Origin of the sequence: Saccharospirillum alexandrii, assembly GCF_043641555.1 — a bacterium.
Taxonomy (GTDB): Bacteria; Pseudomonadota; Gammaproteobacteria; order Pseudomonadales; family Natronospirillaceae; genus Saccharospirillum; species Saccharospirillum alexandrii_A.
The window spans coordinates 486,171-504,149 of the sequence record NZ_JBHZRJ010000003.1 but is presented as its reverse complement, the minus strand read 5'-3'; the positions used below and the strand labels follow the sequence as shown (position 1 = coordinate 504,149).

The window sequence follows — 17,979 nt, the reverse complement described above, 5'->3', positions numbered from 1 at the left end:
GGGTCACCCGCCATGTCCTTTGGTCACCTTAATTGTTGCTGACCGTACCGCCTTTTATCGCAATAGTGTCTGCCGTTATTTCTACCGCTGGGCCAGCCAAAGTCAGATTGCCGCTGCTGTCTATTTGCAGCGTACCGTCGCTTTGCTTCAGGGTTATCGCTCCGGAACCCACGCCATTCAGGGTAATGTCCCGGGCGGCTTCTACAGTCAAACTGCCATTCTGGACCTGAAGCTGGTAGTTGCCGGCGTCGACCTGCTCCGACAGGCCATCCCCTACTTGCCAGTGCATGCCAGCACCACTGGTGAGGGTGATTTCACCCTCACTGGATTGCCAGCGAATAGCGCCCGTTGCGCTGTACTCAATGTCTTTAGCCGATTCAACCCGAATAGTGCCTTCCTGGGTTTGTAATGACTGGTCGCCTTTAACATGAACATTGTGGTTGGCGCCGACGGTTGTGATCTGATCGGTACCGGATTCCAGCGTCATCGATTTGCCCGCAAACACAAAGGCATCACCCTCTAGGGTTTCAAGCGTGACCTTGTGGTTATCTTGCTCGGCGCTCAATGTCAGATGGTTTTTGGCGTCCGGGGTTGCCAGTTCGATGCGTTCTTGTTGCGGGGTGTCATCCAACAGAAAACGATGACCGGACCGTGTTTGTATAAGGTTCTGACGGGCGTTGGCATCGGTAACCGGATTGACCGCGTTTCGGTTATAGAGCGCACCGACAATGATCGGCCGATCCAGATCTCCATTTTCAAAATTGATGTTTACTTCAGTGCCCCTGGCTAACGGAAAATGCATGCCATGGTCTTCACCGCCTAAGGTTTGCATTAACCGGGTGGGTGGGCTGGCGGGGCCATCAGCTTCACTGCGCTGATCGAAGGGTAAGCGCACACGGTACATGCCACGCTCATCAACTTCTTCATCAATGCAGCCGGTGAAGCTGGTAAATACCGGTGCGCGACGCTGGTAATCCGGCACATAGGGAATGGCCACCGGAATGACCGTCAGCTTGCAGAGGTAGCCGTTGTCTTTACCGCCCAGTCCATTACCGGCGGCCGCACGCTGTGACCCGCTCTGATCGACACCGAGTATGCGGTAGCGCCCACTGTCGGAAGGGTGGTCCACCAGTTCCAGCAGCATACCTGGCTGTACCGCTCTTACAGTGGTTTCCAGACACAGCGTTTCCGCCTGCCAGGTATGCACAGCGGCCATGCGCTCGGCCAGCGCCTGCAAACGTTCGGGGTCCATTTCATTGGGGGCCCAGTGGTGTGCCTCGCCCTGCGCTGTGGCGACGGGTACCGATACTGCTGCGCTCAGGTCAGTAGTACCCCAGGGATCAATGTCCGACAGTACGACATCGGCGGGTGACTGACGGAAGATCCGGCTCACGGCACTGACGTGCTCGTCGTCTTTGGCGGCACCGGCATTGGCGGCGAAACGCAGAGTGATGTCGGTCTCGGCATGGGGCAAACGAGTAATGTCATCCGCCAGCTGAATGGTGGTTTCATTGTCGCCGGGCGACAGATGAACAAAGATTCCTTCCCGGGCCAGAATGCGAGTAACGAAGTCGTAATCGGATTCTTCGTACTGAATCATCATCGCCCGGGGCTCATCGCGTTCGCTCAAAACATCAACGGTAGACCAGGTACCCAGGCGCTCTTCCAGAATATCTCGCGCTACGCTGAGCGCACTGCGATCAACAAAAACCCGGTTATGCTGTGACCGTTTCAATGGGGAAAGTACTGACGCCAGCGTGATGTTCAACCCGCTGTAGTCACCGTTACCATCGGCATTGGCGGTATCGATGATCAGGCCATGCAAGGGCATCAGGCCGCTGGCCGACATGATCGACAGCGTTGCATGCTCACCCACCAGTTCATCGCTTGCGATGCGGTGTCGCAAAAGCACCTTAACCTGGAGGCGGTAATCCTGGTGCAGGCTCCAATGCTCTATCTGCATCGACTCTACCAGACAGGTATCGTCTGGCAGGTCGGCAAGCTTGAAGAAGAACTGGCTTTCATCCGCCAGCCCAACTGATCGCATGGCCCGATTGATTCCGGCAATGGACAATGTCATGTGTCTCTCCTTGGTCATATCCAGGCGCTGGCCACTAGGCTCAGGCGCTCTTCAATTCAGCATCGGGTTGGCGATCGAGAAAAATAAAGCTCAGCTGTTGCTGCTCATCCAAATCCAGTTGCAGGATGTCGGGCAGGTCACCCTCGGCAAGGTAGTGCAGTAACTGGTTGGCAATGCCCGGCATCAGTTGCTGGTCGATAACGCGGTTAACCAGCCGTGCGCCAGAGTCACTGACCCGGCACATGGAAACCAGCCGGTCCATGGCTTGCCGGTCACACCTGAGTTCAATGCGGTATTCAGTCTGCAAGCGCTCGGCCAGTTGGTCGAGCCGTTGCTGAATAATGCCCGCCAGTGCGGCTTCATCGAGCGCGGCAAAGGGCACAATTTGCATGCGGGCCACCAGAGCTGGCGCAAAGTGCGCCGTAATAGCCGGTTGCACCAGTGTCGTCAGTTCCTGAACGGTTGGCGGTGGCATTAGTACCGGTTCGGCTGATTCTGGTTGAGTGCTAGCCGTTTCGGCGGTCTGATCGGTTGGCACCTCGTCAGCGGCTACCGCGTCATCAACGACCGGATTTTCCTCCGGGCTTTCCAGTGCGGCCGTACAGCGCCACTGAATATCGTCGGCACCCAGGTTCGAGGTCATCAGTACAATGGTGTTTTTAAAGTCGATTTCCCGGCCTTCACCATCGCGCATGAAACCGCGGTCAAACACCTGGTAAAACAGATTCATGACATCGACGTGAGCTTTTTCGACTTCATCCAGCAGCACAACGGAGTACGGCTTCTGTCGAACGGCTTCGCTCAACACACCGCCCTTGCCATAGCCAACATAACCCGGTGGTGAGCCCTTCAACTGCGATACGGTGTGAGCTTCCTGGTATTCGCTCATATTGATGGTGATCAGTGAGCGGTCACTACCAAACAAGTGGGCCGCGATTTGCCGGGCGGTTTCGGTTTTACCTACACCACTGGGCCCCGCCAGCAGGAATACACCCTGAGGCCCCTGCCCTGAACGCAGGCCTGCCTTGCTGGATCGCAGGGCCTGGCCGATGACGGCCAGTGCACCGTCCTGTCCGACAAGGTGCTGGCCCAGTGCTTTTTCAAAGTTCAACAACGCATGCAGTTCATCGTTCACCATGCTGCCCACCGGAATGCCGGTCCAGTCGGCGATAACATCGGCAATGGCGGTGCCATTCACTTCAGGCTGAACCAGTGGCCGGCCCTGTTGCAGTTGGGCCAGAGTCTCGCGATGTACCCGGCTCTGTTCGAGCAAAACACCGACATCATCTTCTTTTTCTGCGCCGCGCAAGGCATGGCCAGCCGACTGAATATGCCGGACCAGTTCGGACTGAACGGCCCAGTCCTGTTCTGCCTCGCCTGCCTGTTCCAGTGAAGAGGCCAGTTCGGATTTCAATTGCTCCAGCACGTCGGAGTTCACGCCCAGCCCCTGGCGTTGTTCTGCATCTAGCGCGCGAAGCCGGTCTTCAAGATACCCGATGCGCGACTGCAACCCTTCCAGTTGCTGGGGTTTCAGGCTCTGGCTCATGGTGACGCGAGCGCTTGCCGTGTCGATCAGGTCGATGGCTTTATCGGGCAGGAAGCGCCCTGTGATATAGCGGTCCGATAAGGTAACCGCTGCGGCTATGGCTTCGTCGGTAATCTGTACGCCATGATGATCCTGATAGCGTTGCTTCAAGCCAGACAGCATGTGCATGGCAGCTTCCAGTGTTGGCTCCTCTACTTTAACCATCTGGAAACGACGCTCCAGTGCCGGGTCGCGTTCGAAATACTGCTTGTATTCACTCCAGGTGGTCGCCGCTATGGTGCGCAGTTCACCCCGGGCCAGTGCTGGTTTTAGCAAATTGGCCGCATCGCTCATGCCGGCTTCGCCACCCGCGCCAATCAGCGTGTGGGCTTCATCAATAAACAGCATAACCGGTGATTCGGCATCTCTGACTTCTTCAATAACAGCTTTCAGTCGTCGTTCAAACTCGCCTTTTACACCCGCCCCGGCCTGCAGCAAACCCAGGTCGAGCACACAAATACGAATACCACTCAAATGCTCGGGCACATCCCCGGCGACAACGCGTTGCGCCAGCCCTTCAACGATGGCCGTTTTACCAACGCCCGGCTCACCCACCAGAATGGGGTTGTTTTTTCGGCGACGGCACAGAATATCAATCGCCATGCGAATTTCTTCGTGGCGCCCGCTGATCGGGTCCATCCCCCCTGCCCGTGCTTTTTCGGTCAGGTCTTCGGTTAATTGATCTAGCGCTGAAGGTCCGCCTGCACTGCCCGGTGCTGTGGCTCGGCTGGCCCCGGTTGAGCCAGATCCAAACCCCGTTGACGATTCACTGGACTCACTCGCCAGCTCAGCAAAATTCTGATGCACGGCATCAAACGAAATGGACTCCAGCGGCGCATAGCACTGATCGTGCTCCCACAGCCCGGACAGTTGGGCAAAGGCTTCCAATATGCCAGCCGAGTCGATTGATTCCGGCGTGTAATGCAAACTGCTCAATACGAAGGCTTTCTCGAGCACTTCAAACAAGGCCATCGACAAGGCTGGCTTGCCTTCGTGATGTGTGCGCAGGCTATTGAGATGTTCAATGACGTTATGCCAGAGCGTATCCTGATCAACATTGAAAACCGACAGGATGACATCGAGGTGACCCCGCTGACCTTCCTCAAGTAACTTGAGCAAAAAATGCTCGGGGCGAATTTCCCGGTGACCCCGACTGGCGGCAAAGCCTGCGGCGGCTTCCAGCGCCAGGCCACAATGAGGGGTTAGCTTGTCGACCAGTACTCGTAGTGTTCGATTGTCCATGCGATGTTCTCCCTACCTGCATTCGATCTCGAAGATTCAATTAATGACTAACGGGCCATCAGGCCACTTGTGATAATGGGTTGAATGGTTCCACACTGGCTTGCTTATATTGCTGGCTGGTAAATACAAGCGTGCAATCGGTACTGACGGCCTCGCCCATTACCAGGGCTTGACCAAGCCGCACGGTAGAGGTTCCCAGTTGCATGGGTACCCGCTCACTGGCAGGAAGCCGAATGTGCACATCGTAACCAACGCCTGAGGGCAAATACTGATCAAGCAGATCATTCAGGCGTTGGCCGAGCTCACCGCCCGGGTTTAGGGCAGCGCCTTGCTCGGCATTGACTTCACCGGTCTGTACCCGAACATGCCGGCCCATAACACTCATGGTTTGCCCAAGCAGAGTGTCCCGACCCAGAGCCTGACTGCCATCGAGCGACATCACCTGGTCAACGCGTACCTGCGTCAGTACCTGGGTATCGATATCGAGCTCCGGCAGCGACAACGCCGTTTGCAAGACCGACTCAACACCCGCCGCACTGCGGCACTGGGCCGCGAGCGCACCGGGTAACCCGGACGACAGCTGGTGCCGGCGATGGTACCCCCCCAACAAGGCGCTGCTGGTTCGCTGCAAGAGATTCTGATCGCCGACCTGCTGCAGCAATTCAAACTTGCGCCACCCCTGATGCAACAGCCAGTAAGCCTGGTTATTGAACACATCCAGAAACGCCTGAATTCTCTGCCCTGCATCATCCTGATGGGTCACATCTTCGAGGAAGTACTGGGGCAATGGCGCATCGACGCCGTAAAAGCCAAAAAAGGTTGTTTCAATCTCTACACCATTGCCGGGCAGACGATTGACGCGGCGCACATCCGAAGCGGGAAAGGAAAGCCAGTCGGACGGGCGCAACCGTAACCAATCCGGACGAGCCACGGCACCCGACTCACCCCTAGCCGCCAGTACCGCTTCCACCAACTGATGAAAGTGAAACCGGGTAGCCTGCTCCACAAGCGTATTTACAGCGTTGCCCGTTGGCCCATGGTTGGTTTCCATGCCCACTCCTTATAAGTTGGCAAAGACACCAGTCTCGTCTCTACGTACTCGGTCATATTGGCAAAGTTCGCAAAAAACTGGTGCAGCACGGTTCCGAACATGTACAGGTCCGAACGCGAGCTGAACCCGGACTCCTGTACCTCTAGCTGAATCGTCAGCCCCTGAAACAGAATACCCTGACGAATACGGTGCTCGACCAGGGTTGATACGCCTTCTATCGCGAGAATGCGGTTCTGGTTTTCTACCTGGTCGCTCCAGTCAAAGAGGCTCAACAAGGTTTTCAGATGCTCGGCATCACTGAGCTTCGACAGGTTCAGCGACATCATCGAAATCAGCTGCCACTGGAAATCGTGCATGGACGGCGGCGTAAGCATTGTTGAAGGCCGACTGATGTTGGTTACCTTCAAGTCTTTCGAGGCCTCATGATGAAGACCATTGAGTTTGTGCAGGTCGAGGTACTGGCGCGGGTAGTTTTCATTACTGGCGAGCACATCCACTGACAGTACCTCTTCAGCACCCGGCGTCACTCCAGTAACAGATACAAACGTACGCCGTCTTCCAGCACCCGACTTTCGCGTGTGAGTGGCATAAGTCGGTTCATCCCGATGTCGGTACCGCAACTCCTGAAGGGGCCGGAAATTCCGAACCTGACCGGTTCTCGGGTTACGACCGGATACCGATTGAATGCAGTAAATATTGGCGCAATCGCGAAAGCTGTGGTCAACCTTAAGCGGGTAGTCGGGCACGAGACCCGTCAACCGCACCGGCTCTGCTTCGCTGGCAAACAAGTTAATAGCCGGCACTGAGTTCAGTGCAAACGTATCGCGCTGTACATGATGACCTGCCGGCAAGGTGACAGGCGAGTCTATTAACACAGTTAACAGGCGCCCTTCTGCTGGCCAGTCAGCACTGTTGAAACCACCCAAGTCGAGGAAAAGGTATTTTTCCCGGGCATTGAAGTAGTCGTGCAGGATACTGAAGGCCACATGGCCTTTACCGAACGAGGGCAACAGACAGTCTTCCGGGTCCATCATGCCAGGTGTCATGGCACTGTTGGACGGTACTGGCTGCGTATCCAGCGACAGCTGAACCCGGGTATCGGCATGCAGGCATACTTCATACAGTGCGTAGGCCAGTGCGCGATCGCAATGCAGGTGCAACGGCAGGTTGGTGAAATTCAGGTCAGCCCAGTCGAACACGCTTTGCTTGCGCAGGGTCAGTCGTAATTGGGTGCCCCCACCTACCCGGTCCAGAACCGAGACGCTCTCTATTTCAATGGGCTGCACAGTCACCGGAGCGGAGGTGGTGTATTCACAGGTTACTGATTCCGGGCCAATGTTTCGGGCATACACCCGAGTACCCCGGCCCAGTGTATGGGTTTGCTTGCATTGTGGTTCGGGCGTGACCTGCACCAGAGTATGAGAGGGAAAAGGGCGGCACAGCGACGGGTTCAACTGGTCGAGTAGGTTCTCGCTCAATTCCGGTACGCCATCGTCAATGCGCTCACGGATCTGTGCGGTCAGAAACGCCATACCCTCCAGCAACCGCTCAACATAGGGGTCGCGGTCTTTTACGGCTTTCAGATTGAGCATGGCCGCTTGCTCCGGGTATGCTTCCGCAAACTCCTGGGCCGCATCCTGAAGCAATCGCATTTCTGCTTCGAAGTACTCTTTCATGACATCCTACTCATATGCTGGCTTCCCTTGCGTTCTTCACAACCGAAACGTTCTGGCTTATGTTCAGCCGATGGCTTGCAGCACCTCGGCTTCTCCGGTGCTCTTGAAATAGGTTTTGAACCGTACCCGGTCACCACCCACGACCCAGCCGCTGATTTCCATTCTGACGACGGCAAACTGAATATCCCGAGGCAAGGGAGAAACCTGAACCTGACGCAAACGAGGTTCGTATTTTTCAATGATGCTTTTTACGGAAACAGCCATGTCGGCTTCTGAATAGGGAAGATCCTGATAGAACAAATTCAGATCTGGCAACCCATAGTCGGGAAGATGACTGAGAACACCCTGGCGCGCATTCAATAAACGCACAAGATGGTCGTGAATGCTCGCCAGCCGCTCGTCTTTACCCGGGTACTCAGCCAAAGGCTGACCGTTCAGGTGTTTGCCGTGCAGTGTTTCGTAGAGGGTGAACATTCAATACCACCTGCTTATTTCTTAAAACGGACAAAATCAGGGCATGCCTGGCATGCCCTGTTGCTAATTCGTCGCCTGGCAACTAGATGCCAGGCAAGAGCATTGAGAGGTCGGTATTACCGGCCTTCAACCCACGAATCAGAGAATTCGATGTTACCATCGAGGTACGTCCAGGTGATTTTCTGGTAGCGAATCGCAACCTGTTCCAGGTGCGGGTAACGCTCTTTGTCCAGATCCTTGACGTTAGCCATGGTAGGACTGACGGACGTCATTTTTACGCCTTCCAGCGTATGACGGAAATACTCAACTTCAGTACCGGTCTCGTCAATCTTGTACCAGCTCAGCGTCAGGCTTTGCAGGGTCTGACCGTTGCTGCACGCTTTGTACAGGTAGGGAGTAGCCGCATCATAAGCCTTAGTAATGACAAAAGGCTCGTGCTTGCGCGTTCCTGTCAGTTCACCGGTGTCGTCATCCGTTGGGATGCGCAACTGGTGATCGAAGGCCAGTACTTCAATGGACCCTTCACGGCCAGAAACATTAACCGAACCCTGAATGTCGTTACCCTGATCGTCTTTCAGCCACATGTAGGCAGGAATTGCCATGCATAATCTCCTTTTAACTAAAAATCCTATCAATATAGGGATGTACGGACATTGCGCGACGCGCAACGATTCTCCCACACCGACCAAAGCCGGTGCCCGCTGCTGGAGAATTCAGGGGGACGGTGCCTAAACACCTTGCAGGCAAAAGCCTCCATCCCTGTGCTCTTTGAAAACCATTCTTCAGAGCGGCCCCGGGGAATCGATAAGCCGCTAGCTGAAGAATGACAGCCGGGCAAGACAACCTTGTCTTGACTGACTGTGTTTACTGATTAACACGCTTCGAATTGTACCGGGTTCACAGTTTCAACCCGTTAGGTTCATCACAATTCAGGCATCTGCGACACCAGAGATAACCGAACATCGACACCTTCAACCTGGAAGTGGGGTTGAACATACATGTTGACGGTGTAGTAACCGGGGTTATCGGCCGCTTCTTTAACCGTCACCATGCCATCTTTCAGCGGGTGAGTGGCTGCAAGTTCCGGTTCCGGGTTGTTCATCTTGGTCACCATCTTCTGCAACCAGGCGTTCAGTTCGTTCTCAAGGTCCTGGCGGGACTTGAGTGAACCAATGCTTTCCCGCTGCAGCACCTTGAGGTACTGGGCAATACGCGACACCAGGAAGATGTAAGGCAAACGGGAGTTAATCCGCGAGTTCGCCGTCGCCTCTGGTGTGTCGTACTCAACCGGTTTTTGGGTCGAGTTTGCCGAGAAGAAACAGGCGTAATCGCTGTTCTTGTAGTAGCTCAGTGGAATGAAACCATGGTCGGCAAATTCCAGCTCTTTGGTTTCAGAAATCAGCACTTCGGTCGGAATCTTCGATTCGGTACCGCGACCGGACTCATAGAAGTGGATGGGCAGCCCTTCCAGCTTGCCACCCGCCTCGGGGCCACGGATGTTAACGGTCCACCCGTGTTTCTTGAAACTGCGCACCATATTGGAAGCGAAGGCAAATGCCGAGTTGCCCCAGCAATACCGGTCGTGCTGCTCACCCGAAACACCTTCGTTGTAATTAAAGGTACGGACCGGGTTTTCCTCACCATAAGGCAGGCGCAGCAGGAAGCGGGGGAAAACCATACCGACATAACGCGAGTCTTCAGTTTCCCGGAACCCTTTCCAGCGAATGTATTCTGCCCTGTCCATGTAGCTGGAAACATCCTGGATTTTTGGTATTTCCTCGACGCTGTCTTTGCCGAAAAACTGGGGCCCAATGGCGCTGATGAACGGGCAATGCGCCGCACTGGCCACTTTGGAAACCTCGGTCAGCAGTTCGACATCCGGTGCTGAACGGTCAAACTCGAAGTTGGCCACAACGGCAGAAATGGGCTCACCCCCGGGCGTATCGTACTCTTGGGTGTAGATATGATTGAAGAAGCCGGACTGGGTTGTATCCGGCGCCTCTTCAAAATCTTCGCGCAGGGTTTCCTTGTCGCAATCGAGCAACTCTATGCGGGTGTTGCTTTTGAAATCGGTTCTATCTGTCAGGAACTTGAGGCCGCGCCAGGTTGACTCTACCTTTTGGAAGGTGGCGTGGTGCAGCACTTCATCGAGCTGACTGGAGATGGTTTCATCGATTTTAGCGATGTACTGATCGAGCAGGTTCTTGTCAATGCGCTCAATCTGTTCGCCCGCTTCCAGTGCTATTTCAAAAAACACTTTGAGTGCGGCGGTAATGCGCTGATTCGAGGCAACGTCGGCCATGCCTTTCGAATCCTGAAACAGATTGATGTCAATCGGCTGGTCGACGGGTTTCATATCAACCAGACTGCAAAGCCGGCTGTAGATACTGCCGTCTTCCTGAACCGTTTCTGCGGTTTGAGTGGTACTGTCCTGTACAGTCATGTGCTGCTCCTTATTCCTTGGCGTCATCCGCGTCTGCGGTATCCGCTTGTTGTTCGGCAATCAGGGACTTCAATTCATCTTTCAGGGAGGTCAAATCCGGCTGTGAGTTCAGAATGCGCTCAACTTCCTTGCGGAAAGAACTGTTGTCGAGCAAGTTGGACTTGAGGTCCTTCAACAAATTGCGCATCGACATCAACTGGCTCAGCTCGGGAATCTCAGCGGCAACCGTTTCCGGGTGGAACGACTTGAACGACTTGGCGGTGAGGGATACGTTGATTTCACTACCGTCGTCCTTAATGCAGTTAGGCACCGAGTACTTCATCTCCGGCGCCAGATCAGACATCACTTGCTCCAGATTGGACGAAGTAATGTTCACGCGTTCGCGCTCGCTCACATCGCCTTCACCCTTGCCATTACTGAAGTCGCCCATTACCAGCAGCTTCATTGGCAGTTCTTTTTTGACACTGGCGCCTCCGGTCTCGAGGTCCAGCGCTATATTGACCCGCGCACGGGGTACTTCATTTTGAAAACTATCAGCCATGCTGTGTACTCCTTAGTCGTGAGGCGGGTCGGTCCCTTACCTCCTTGTTGAACATCCTATGGGTCTTCATTAGAACCACTCCGCCGCCTGAGCCAGATCAGTGGCGCACATTCTGGCGTGCAGTCTATCGAGGGTGTCGTTCAGTTCTGCCTGCCGGTCACCCCCGGCGCTGGCAAGCAGGTCTTTGGTCACCAGCCAGGCCTGACGCCAGATGGCCATGGCCAAATCTGGCATCAGCTTCGCCAATTGAAAGTTGTCGACGGCTTCAACCAGTGTGTCGAGCTGCGAACTGGCCAGAGCCGGTTCGGCAGATTCATGACACAGTTGTGCCTGAGCAAGGCGAATGCGCAAGCTAACAAGGTTCTCCCCCGTCAGTTGAGATCTGAGCCAGGCAAGGGCTGTCGCCAGCGAGCCTTCATCACGCTGTTTTCGCGCCTCGCCAAGAAAGTCCACGTCTGACGACCCACCCTGGCTATTCGAACTTGCTGCGGTGATCTGCTCAATCCAGGCCAACGCTGCGCCCCCGGCAAAGGGCTCGCCATTGTCGTAGCTCAATTGCCTGAGCTTGGGCAAGCGTTCCATTAATTCCCGAACCTGAAACTCAATAACCGAGCGAGCGCTGCGAAACCCGGCTTTTTGCGCAGCCAACGCAGACAAGCGCTGCAGCTCCATGCAAAACAGGCCGCCGGGTTCCAGAAAGGCATCTTCTGCAGCTTCAAACGCCATGGCCCAATTTTCGCTGTCAATGGCGTGGGTAACTTTGTTTAGGCTGGCCTCACGCGGTGGCGGAATGCGGGTTTTGCCGTTCTCGTTGGGCGGCAATGACAAGTCGGCCCATTTCACACTGCGCGCAAAAGCGGCCCGGCTGCCGTGTTTGGATTTTTCCCTGAAATAGCCCAGCATCTGCTTTTGGAGTTGCAACAACTGAGCTTCCGATTGAACCGAACCGGCAGTATCGGGCGATTGCATTTCTGTGGAGGTTTGGCTGGCCTCAGCCGACCCGGAACTTGCGCCTGCTGCAGGCACGGTTGCGGCCGTTGTCGTTGCCGCAGGTTTAGGCTGATTCTTACGCAACCAGTCGAACAGATCGGGCCACCCGAACCCCTCGATGCCAGCCTCACCGGCCGCCGTGGCAAAAGATTCCCAGCTCTCTTTAGCCTCCACAAACAACGTCTCAGATGCCTTGCTGTCGTGCTTTTGCACAAAATGCAGAATACGAGGCTGCTGTAGCCAGCCTATGGCAGATAGCCGTGCTTTCGGCTTTTGCGGGTAGCATTGTTCAGCATCCATCGCCAGCAACCCGGTTAACAGACGCACCCCCCATACCAGCCCTTCCAGGCCATAAACCCGACCGGCACCCAAGATGAAGTATGAGGCAACGCGCAGGTCCTTGGCTTCACGGCTGAGAATGTCGGTAGACAGCGTCAGGATGCGCTCGTAATCAACATCCTGTTTCTTTTCAACTTCGGCCTTGAGCGAACTGAAACGTTCACCATAGCGCGGGTCTGAACCCGCGGCTTCAGCTGGCAACGGAGCCAGACATTGGGTGAGCCAGGCATCCCAACTGTTCAGTCCTGAAATTGCTATTGTCATTCCATCTGACTCCACCGTATTGCCACATCCAACAAACGTACATCGGCTTGGCCAACCAATTGCTCGGCCCAGTGCCGATGCAGTTGCCCGGTCGTCGACCAATCCGAACCCGGCGCTGGTTTTATGGCCTGTTGCCAGTGTGAGCCTGCCAGCGGGCGGGCCAGTATCCACACTTTCCCGCCAGCGGGGTTCAGAGACCACAACACATCAGGCCGCCACAAACTGTCGCTACCCACTGGCGTGAGCACGTGCAACCAGAACACCAGGCTGACCGGGGCCATATCTTTCGGGCCCAACGGCAACTCCAGATCCGTCATCGGCCGGTGCCGCCGGCTTCGATAGTTGTCAATCAGGTCTCGGCATCCAGCCAGCAGGCGTATTTGTAACACCGGGTCACCACCGACCAGGTGACTGAGCCAGCGTTGCAGGCTGATCTCCGATAAGTACGCCAGCGATGCTTTCATCAACTGTTTTCCGGCCGACATGTCGGCGCTGGCTGAAGCGTTCCTGAACCGGTCGAAGGTACTCAGGTCTGGCAGTTGATCCGGCCAGGCGAGGTCCGCGTTGGTCTTGCCAAACTGCATCCAGCTGCCAAAAAATAACGGCGCCGGCTTGAAGTACAACTCAGTATCCGACCACCGGCTAAAATACATAAACGGATAACGTCGGCCATGGCTGTCCTCGCTGGGAAACACATAACCACTCATGCCCTGGCGGTCGTGCCCTCCTACCTGTAGAAAGCCAACCCCGGAACTGCTTTCTGTTTGAACAGTGGTGGCGTCTGCAGCCTGCTGTGCGGCCTGCAAAGACAACCACTCCTTCAAACTGGCATCGAGCGTTTGAACTTCTCTTGAGCCCGATGCCGAATGAACGTAGTCCGCCCGGTCTGGCAACTTACCCAGAAAGCCCAGCGTCACCGGATCCGGACGGACGGTTTCCGCTGGCTTTTCTGGCTTGAACCCAAACATCAGCCGGCCCGAAACAGCGAACGGGGCAGTGCCATCTGCCGGAACAGACTCGGGTTCAGTACACTGCCTTCGCGGTCGGCCCGCATCCGAAACCGAACCGATGTCGACCGGCTACCCTGGCCAAATTCCCAATGCAATTCGAACTCGGTACCACGCAGGTGAGTCACCTCCGCTTCCTGAATTAACCGAACAAAGGCCCACTGACCATTAGCTTCAAAGCTGACGGGTGCTGAGCCATTGCCTGCCCGGGCAAGCACCCGGGCCTGGCTGTTGTTCTGCGACAGCGTCCAGTTGAACTCGCGCCATTCCTGCGGTTCATTCCGATACCGGTAGCCCGCCCCATTCACTTCTATCAAGGCTTCGGTAACCCCGGGTACCGGCATCGGATATAAGGCATAGCCCATACCCATTTCCGGCGACCCTGGCTTGAACAGGCCGCGCGACAAACGGTCGGCACCTACCAGTGCGTCAAAAAACTGGGGGTTAAACGTCAGGCCGCGATCCAGCCAGGTACGGCTGCGCCATTGGCCGTTGCTGCGTTGCAAAAAGGACTCGAGTTCCTCGCTGACAAACAACCACAATTCACCCTGGCCCGGCTGCAGCAACAGCTGGACATCGTGCGGGGTGGCTTCTACTTCAGCCGGGGAAAACGGGAATCGCCCCTGCAGGTTATTGGCATACACCGAGTACACCCGGCTATCCCATTGCTGCTGCAGTGACCGTGTTGCACTGGTTAACAGTGCCGACCAGGTCTGTTCGATGGGTGCGGTAAAGGAAGACTCGACCCAGGAGCGACTGCTGTCGGGCATCGCATCCAACAAGGCGTTAATTTCAATCCAGGCGGCGTAAAGCTGCTTGCCACTGGCGTTGCCAGACAGTAAATCGCTCGAATAAAGCTTGGCCTCACGGTCGATGTCGGCCGCTGCCAGCATGAACTCCATTTCCTCAGCCAGTGCTAGCATCTGTTCCCGGTAGGCGGGCCAGGCCGGGTTCGTCGACTTGCCGTTTTCGGCCATTACTACCGCCAACAAGGGTTCTGCAGCCGACTTGAACGCAGGCAACAGAGGCACTGGTACCGGTTCTGCTGCTTCGCCATCACCGGTCAGGTCAGACACCAGGGCACTGGCCGCCTGGCCATTGCTGACCGCCGGGTCGGTAATTTGTAACTCCAGGGCAACCCGGTCGAACAGCGCTGTCCAGGGTGCTTCATCACTGCCGAGCGCCTTGATCGCTTGCACCGCATCGGCCATAGACGCAGGCCTGGGCACCGTAACCGACTGAACAAACTGGGACCATTGCTCGGTATAGTCGGCAAAATAATGCGCACGGACGTCCGCACGCAGTTGACGCCACTGGCTGCTATCGGCGGTATCCTCTTCGGTGCCACTGTCCAGCCCCAGTACCCAGTCGCCCCGGGTAGCTGTCTCTGCCAGAGCGTCGATTTCATCGGCAATATAGGTTTCCCAGGCCGTGCGGGAAAAGGCGCCCGGCACGCGATACTCTCCTTTTAAGACCCCCTGTACCGAAGGATCCAGAACATCATTCAGGCCGGTAGACGCAAACCGGCCGTTGCCGGAAGCAACCAGACGGTCGTATATCACCTGAGCGTCGGCATCGGTCACCAGGCGATCCTGAGCCTGGGCCACCCAGTTTTTCGAGCCAGACCAGGGATTAACGTGGCTCTCATCCATCTGGCTGAAGACGTCGACGAGGTATAGCTCGACCAGACTCTGCATGCTGCTTTGGCGTTGCTGGTAGCTCAACAGCAGCTCATGGTCGGCATAGCTTTCGTACCAGAGCTTGCTCAGGTACGTTTTCAGAATGTCGATGTCCTGACGATCGGTATGGCTGGTTAGCATCAGGTAACTGCGCAATGCTTCATAGTAACTTGGCTGTTCGGCAATACGCGTTACCTGATCCAGATCTGGCCATGAAGCTGAATAGGTTTCCAGTTGAGTGTGCAGCGCCGGGACGATACGGTCTTCAACGGTCTCAGTCAGCGTTGTCAGCAACAATTGCTGCATGGGTTCAGCGTGAGATTCCACCAGCGAGTAACGGCGCACGATCTGCAACGGGGAATAGGTCTGCATCTTTTCCAGTTGCTGATAATGCTCGTGCAAACCCACGAGTGCATCGAGCCGTTCATGGTCTGATGTACTGGCATCGTGATAGCGCTCCAGTAACCGCTCTGCTTTGGATGCGTAGCCGGAAATCAGCATTTGGTTGCTGGTGTAGGTCCCAAACAGGCCAATACCCGTTAACGCAACAATGCCACTAATGACCATAAAGCAAACCGCCTTTACCGCCCGGCTCCACCGTTGCCGCTTGCGATTCCCGCGCACCGCGTTCTGTAAAGGGAAAATAACTTCGGTAAACAAATGGTCTATGAAGTAGCTTCGAGTCAGCTCAGACTGGCGTTTGACGGCAAAAGCCACCTTGGCAAACACGCTCTTGAAGGCGTTGGAGCGGCGTTCCAGCGCAATGCCTTCCTGGGTGCTGGAGGTAAAGTAGACGCCTGCGAACCAGGGAGATTCGTGATAGGGGTTGTCTTTAAACAGCAGAGACAACAGTTCCATCAGTTTTTCAGTCGCGCCGGAAAACTGATTCGGAAACTGATAAATGGCAACCTTGTCTTCGGGCTTTTGAGCCAGGTTAACTTTTTGCGTTCGTTGCTCCAGCAACCGGTGATACAACTGCGTTAGCCGGTCATTCAGTACCGCCAGGCCATTGGATGATTTGTCCTCGGTTTCATCCAGCAGGTAAACACCCCAGGGCTGTTTAATTTCCTGTTCACTAAGGTCGCTGAAAAAGGCCTCGAAGCCCTTTAACAGATCGGACTTGGTGATGACGATGTAAATTGGAAAGGTGACACCCAGTTCGGAAATCAGTTCATGCAGGCGATTCTTAAGGTGTTTGACGTGCAGTTCGAGATCGGCCTTTTCAGACGTCAATATCTGATCCAGGGGCAGCGCCAGCATCAAGCCGTTAATGGGCATCTTGGAACGGTTTGCTTTAAGCACCCGCAGGAAAGACAGCCAGTCGTCGTTGTCTTCATCGCTGGTGTAACGGCCTGCGGTATCGATCAGAATCGCCTGGTCAGAGAACCACCAGTCACAATCGCGGGTGCCGCCAATACCCTGAACATGAAACCGCTGGTCGTCCTTCAACGGGAATTCCAACCCGGATTGCGAAAACAGAGTGCTCTTGCCCGCCGCAGAAGGCCCGATCACCATATACCAAGGCAGCGCATAAAGTGCGCTGTTACCGCGGTATTTAGTCCCCAGATGAGAGCCTTTTAGCGCATCCAGAACATCGGAAATTTTACTTTGAATGGCGTCTGATGAACCACCGCTCATGGCGTCTAGCTGTTTTCTCAGCTTCCTGCCGCGCCGCCATTTGTACAAGGCTGTTACCATCCAGATCAATAGAAAGACCACCACCACAACGCCCATGGCGATGAATTTCAGGCGAGAGGAAGTCAGCCCAACGTGATGCCCGGCAAACCAGATGATGACGAGTACCGCAACAAGACCGACAACCGCGCCTGAAGCCCGCGACAACAATACATCCTTAAACCGGAACAGAAGTCCCATTGCGCTAGCCATCGACCTGATCTCCATTCACAACCTGAGTGCTTGTCTGATACTGCAAGAGTCGGTCGGCGCTGCCTGACAATGCTGACTTCATCAATCCACCATAGGTAAGAAAGAGTGCCACCAGCAATGCGCCGCCTACCGCTGCCATCACCCAGTAAGGCTGATTCCCACCAATTCGGTAAACCAACTGACGTTCCGGTACCGCCTGATCGGCCAGTTCACGGTTTACCGGGCCGCGCAAATCATCCAACTGAGCGCGAAAGGTGGATATATAGGCCTGCAACTGGTCGAACCCCTTAAGCGTATAGCTGCCCTGATACCCAAACTGAAGGCAACTGAAATACAGCTCTGCGACGGCACGGTGCTCAGGTAACCCCCGACGCAGCTCATCCAGCCGGGCAAAGAAGCCTTCACCGGCATTGCTGTCGCCGAAATATTCCACGCAAAGGGGTTTGACCATCCAGTCGAACTTATGTGGCCAGCGGGAAGACATGACCCGTTCATCAACATAGGCGGCCATGCAATAACGAACATCACGGGTAACCGCACTTGGCCACTGATGTTCAAACGCTCGACGCTCCAGCTCGACAAACGCCTGCTCCAGATCTGCGCGCAAAGAGCTTTCGACCAGGTCGGCCTGTTCCGGCTGACGCAAGGGTTCAACCAGATTGAAAATGGGAGAACAACTTTCTACCAGAACCGCTTCCATGTCGTGAGACCGGGTATCCAT

12 protein-coding genes are annotated in these 17,979 nt (G+C 55.4%); all 12 read right to left on the bottom strand.

All coding sequences use genetic code 11. The annotated features are described in order from the left end of the window. Window positions 1-28 precede the first annotated feature (28 nt). The 12 genes from ACHUE7_RS12535 to icmH all read right to left on the bottom strand — a co-directional run bounded on the left by ACHUE7_RS12535 (window position 29) and on the right by icmH (window position 17,979). Window positions 29-2,080: a type VI secretion system Vgr family protein gene (locus ACHUE7_RS12535; RefSeq protein WP_394170266.1), complete on the bottom strand. Its 2,052-nt coding sequence runs from the start codon at window positions 2,078-2,080 to the stop codon at window positions 29-31. Window positions 2,081-2,120: 40 nt separating this feature from the next. Then, window positions 2,121-4,907, bottom strand: a complete 2,787-nt coding sequence (tssH, locus tag ACHUE7_RS12530) for a type VI secretion system ATPase TssH (RefSeq protein ID WP_394170265.1) — start codon at window positions 4,905-4,907, stop codon at window positions 2,121-2,123. A 58-nt stretch (window positions 4,908-4,965) separates the two neighbouring features. After that, window positions 4,966-5,958: a type VI secretion system baseplate subunit TssG gene (gene tssG / locus ACHUE7_RS12525; RefSeq protein ID WP_394170264.1), complete on the bottom strand. Its 993-nt coding sequence runs from the start codon at window positions 5,956-5,958 to the stop codon at window positions 4,966-4,968. Continuing rightward, the gene (gene tssF, locus ACHUE7_RS12520; protein ID WP_394170263.1) at window positions 5,922-7,634 is read right to left on the bottom strand and encodes a type VI secretion system baseplate subunit TssF; all 1,713 of its coding nucleotides are present in this window, start codon (window positions 7,632-7,634) and stop codon (window positions 5,922-5,924) included. Before tssF ends, tssG begins: the two co-directional genes overlap by 37 nt. A 63-nt stretch (window positions 7,635-7,697) precedes the next feature. Beyond that, window positions 7,698-8,108 carry a type VI secretion system baseplate subunit TssE gene (gene tssE / locus ACHUE7_RS12515; protein ID WP_213677379.1) on the bottom strand — a complete coding sequence of 137 codons (411 nt, stop codon included), beginning with the start codon at window positions 8,106-8,108 and terminating at the stop codon, window positions 7,698-7,700. A 116-nt stretch (window positions 8,109-8,224) separates the two neighbouring features. Beyond that, the gene (locus ACHUE7_RS12510; protein ID WP_127555885.1) at window positions 8,225-8,710 is read right to left on the bottom strand and encodes an Hcp family type VI secretion system effector; all 486 of its coding nucleotides are present in this window, start codon (window positions 8,708-8,710) and stop codon (window positions 8,225-8,227) included. A 320-nt stretch (window positions 8,711-9,030) separates the two neighbouring features. Next, the gene (tssC, locus tag ACHUE7_RS12505) at window positions 9,031-10,551 is read right to left on the bottom strand and encodes a type VI secretion system contractile sheath large subunit (RefSeq protein ID WP_127555886.1); all 1,521 of its coding nucleotides are present in this window, start codon (window positions 10,549-10,551) and stop codon (window positions 9,031-9,033) included. A gap of 10 nt (window positions 10,552-10,561) precedes the next feature. After that, window positions 10,562-11,092, bottom strand: coding sequence for a type VI secretion system contractile sheath small subunit (gene tssB / locus ACHUE7_RS12500; protein WP_394170262.1), 531 nt, complete (start codon window positions 11,090-11,092; stop codon window positions 10,562-10,564). Between the two features lie 69 nt (window positions 11,093-11,161). Beyond that, window positions 11,162-12,685, bottom strand: a complete 1,524-nt coding sequence (locus tag ACHUE7_RS12495; RefSeq protein ID WP_394170261.1) for a TssA family type VI secretion system protein — start codon at window positions 12,683-12,685, stop codon at window positions 11,162-11,164. After that, window positions 12,682-13,653 (bottom strand): type VI secretion system-associated protein TagF, encoded by a 972-nt coding sequence (gene tagF, locus ACHUE7_RS12490; RefSeq protein WP_394170260.1) that lies wholly within the window; start codon window positions 13,651-13,653, stop codon window positions 12,682-12,684. The genes ACHUE7_RS12495 and tagF overlap by 4 nt, the downstream gene beginning before the upstream one ends. Further along, complete coding sequence (tssM, locus tag ACHUE7_RS12485; protein WP_394170259.1) at window positions 13,653-17,258, bottom strand: type VI secretion system membrane subunit TssM; 3,606 nt, start codon at window positions 17,256-17,258, stop codon at window positions 13,653-13,655. Before tssM ends, tagF begins: the two co-directional genes overlap by 1 nt. Continuing rightward, window positions 17,251-17,979 carry a type IVB secretion system protein IcmH/DotU gene (gene icmH, locus ACHUE7_RS12480; protein WP_394170258.1) on the bottom strand — a complete coding sequence of 243 codons (729 nt, stop codon included), beginning with the start codon at window positions 17,977-17,979 and terminating at the stop codon, window positions 17,251-17,253. The genes tssM and icmH overlap by 8 nt, the downstream gene beginning before the upstream one ends.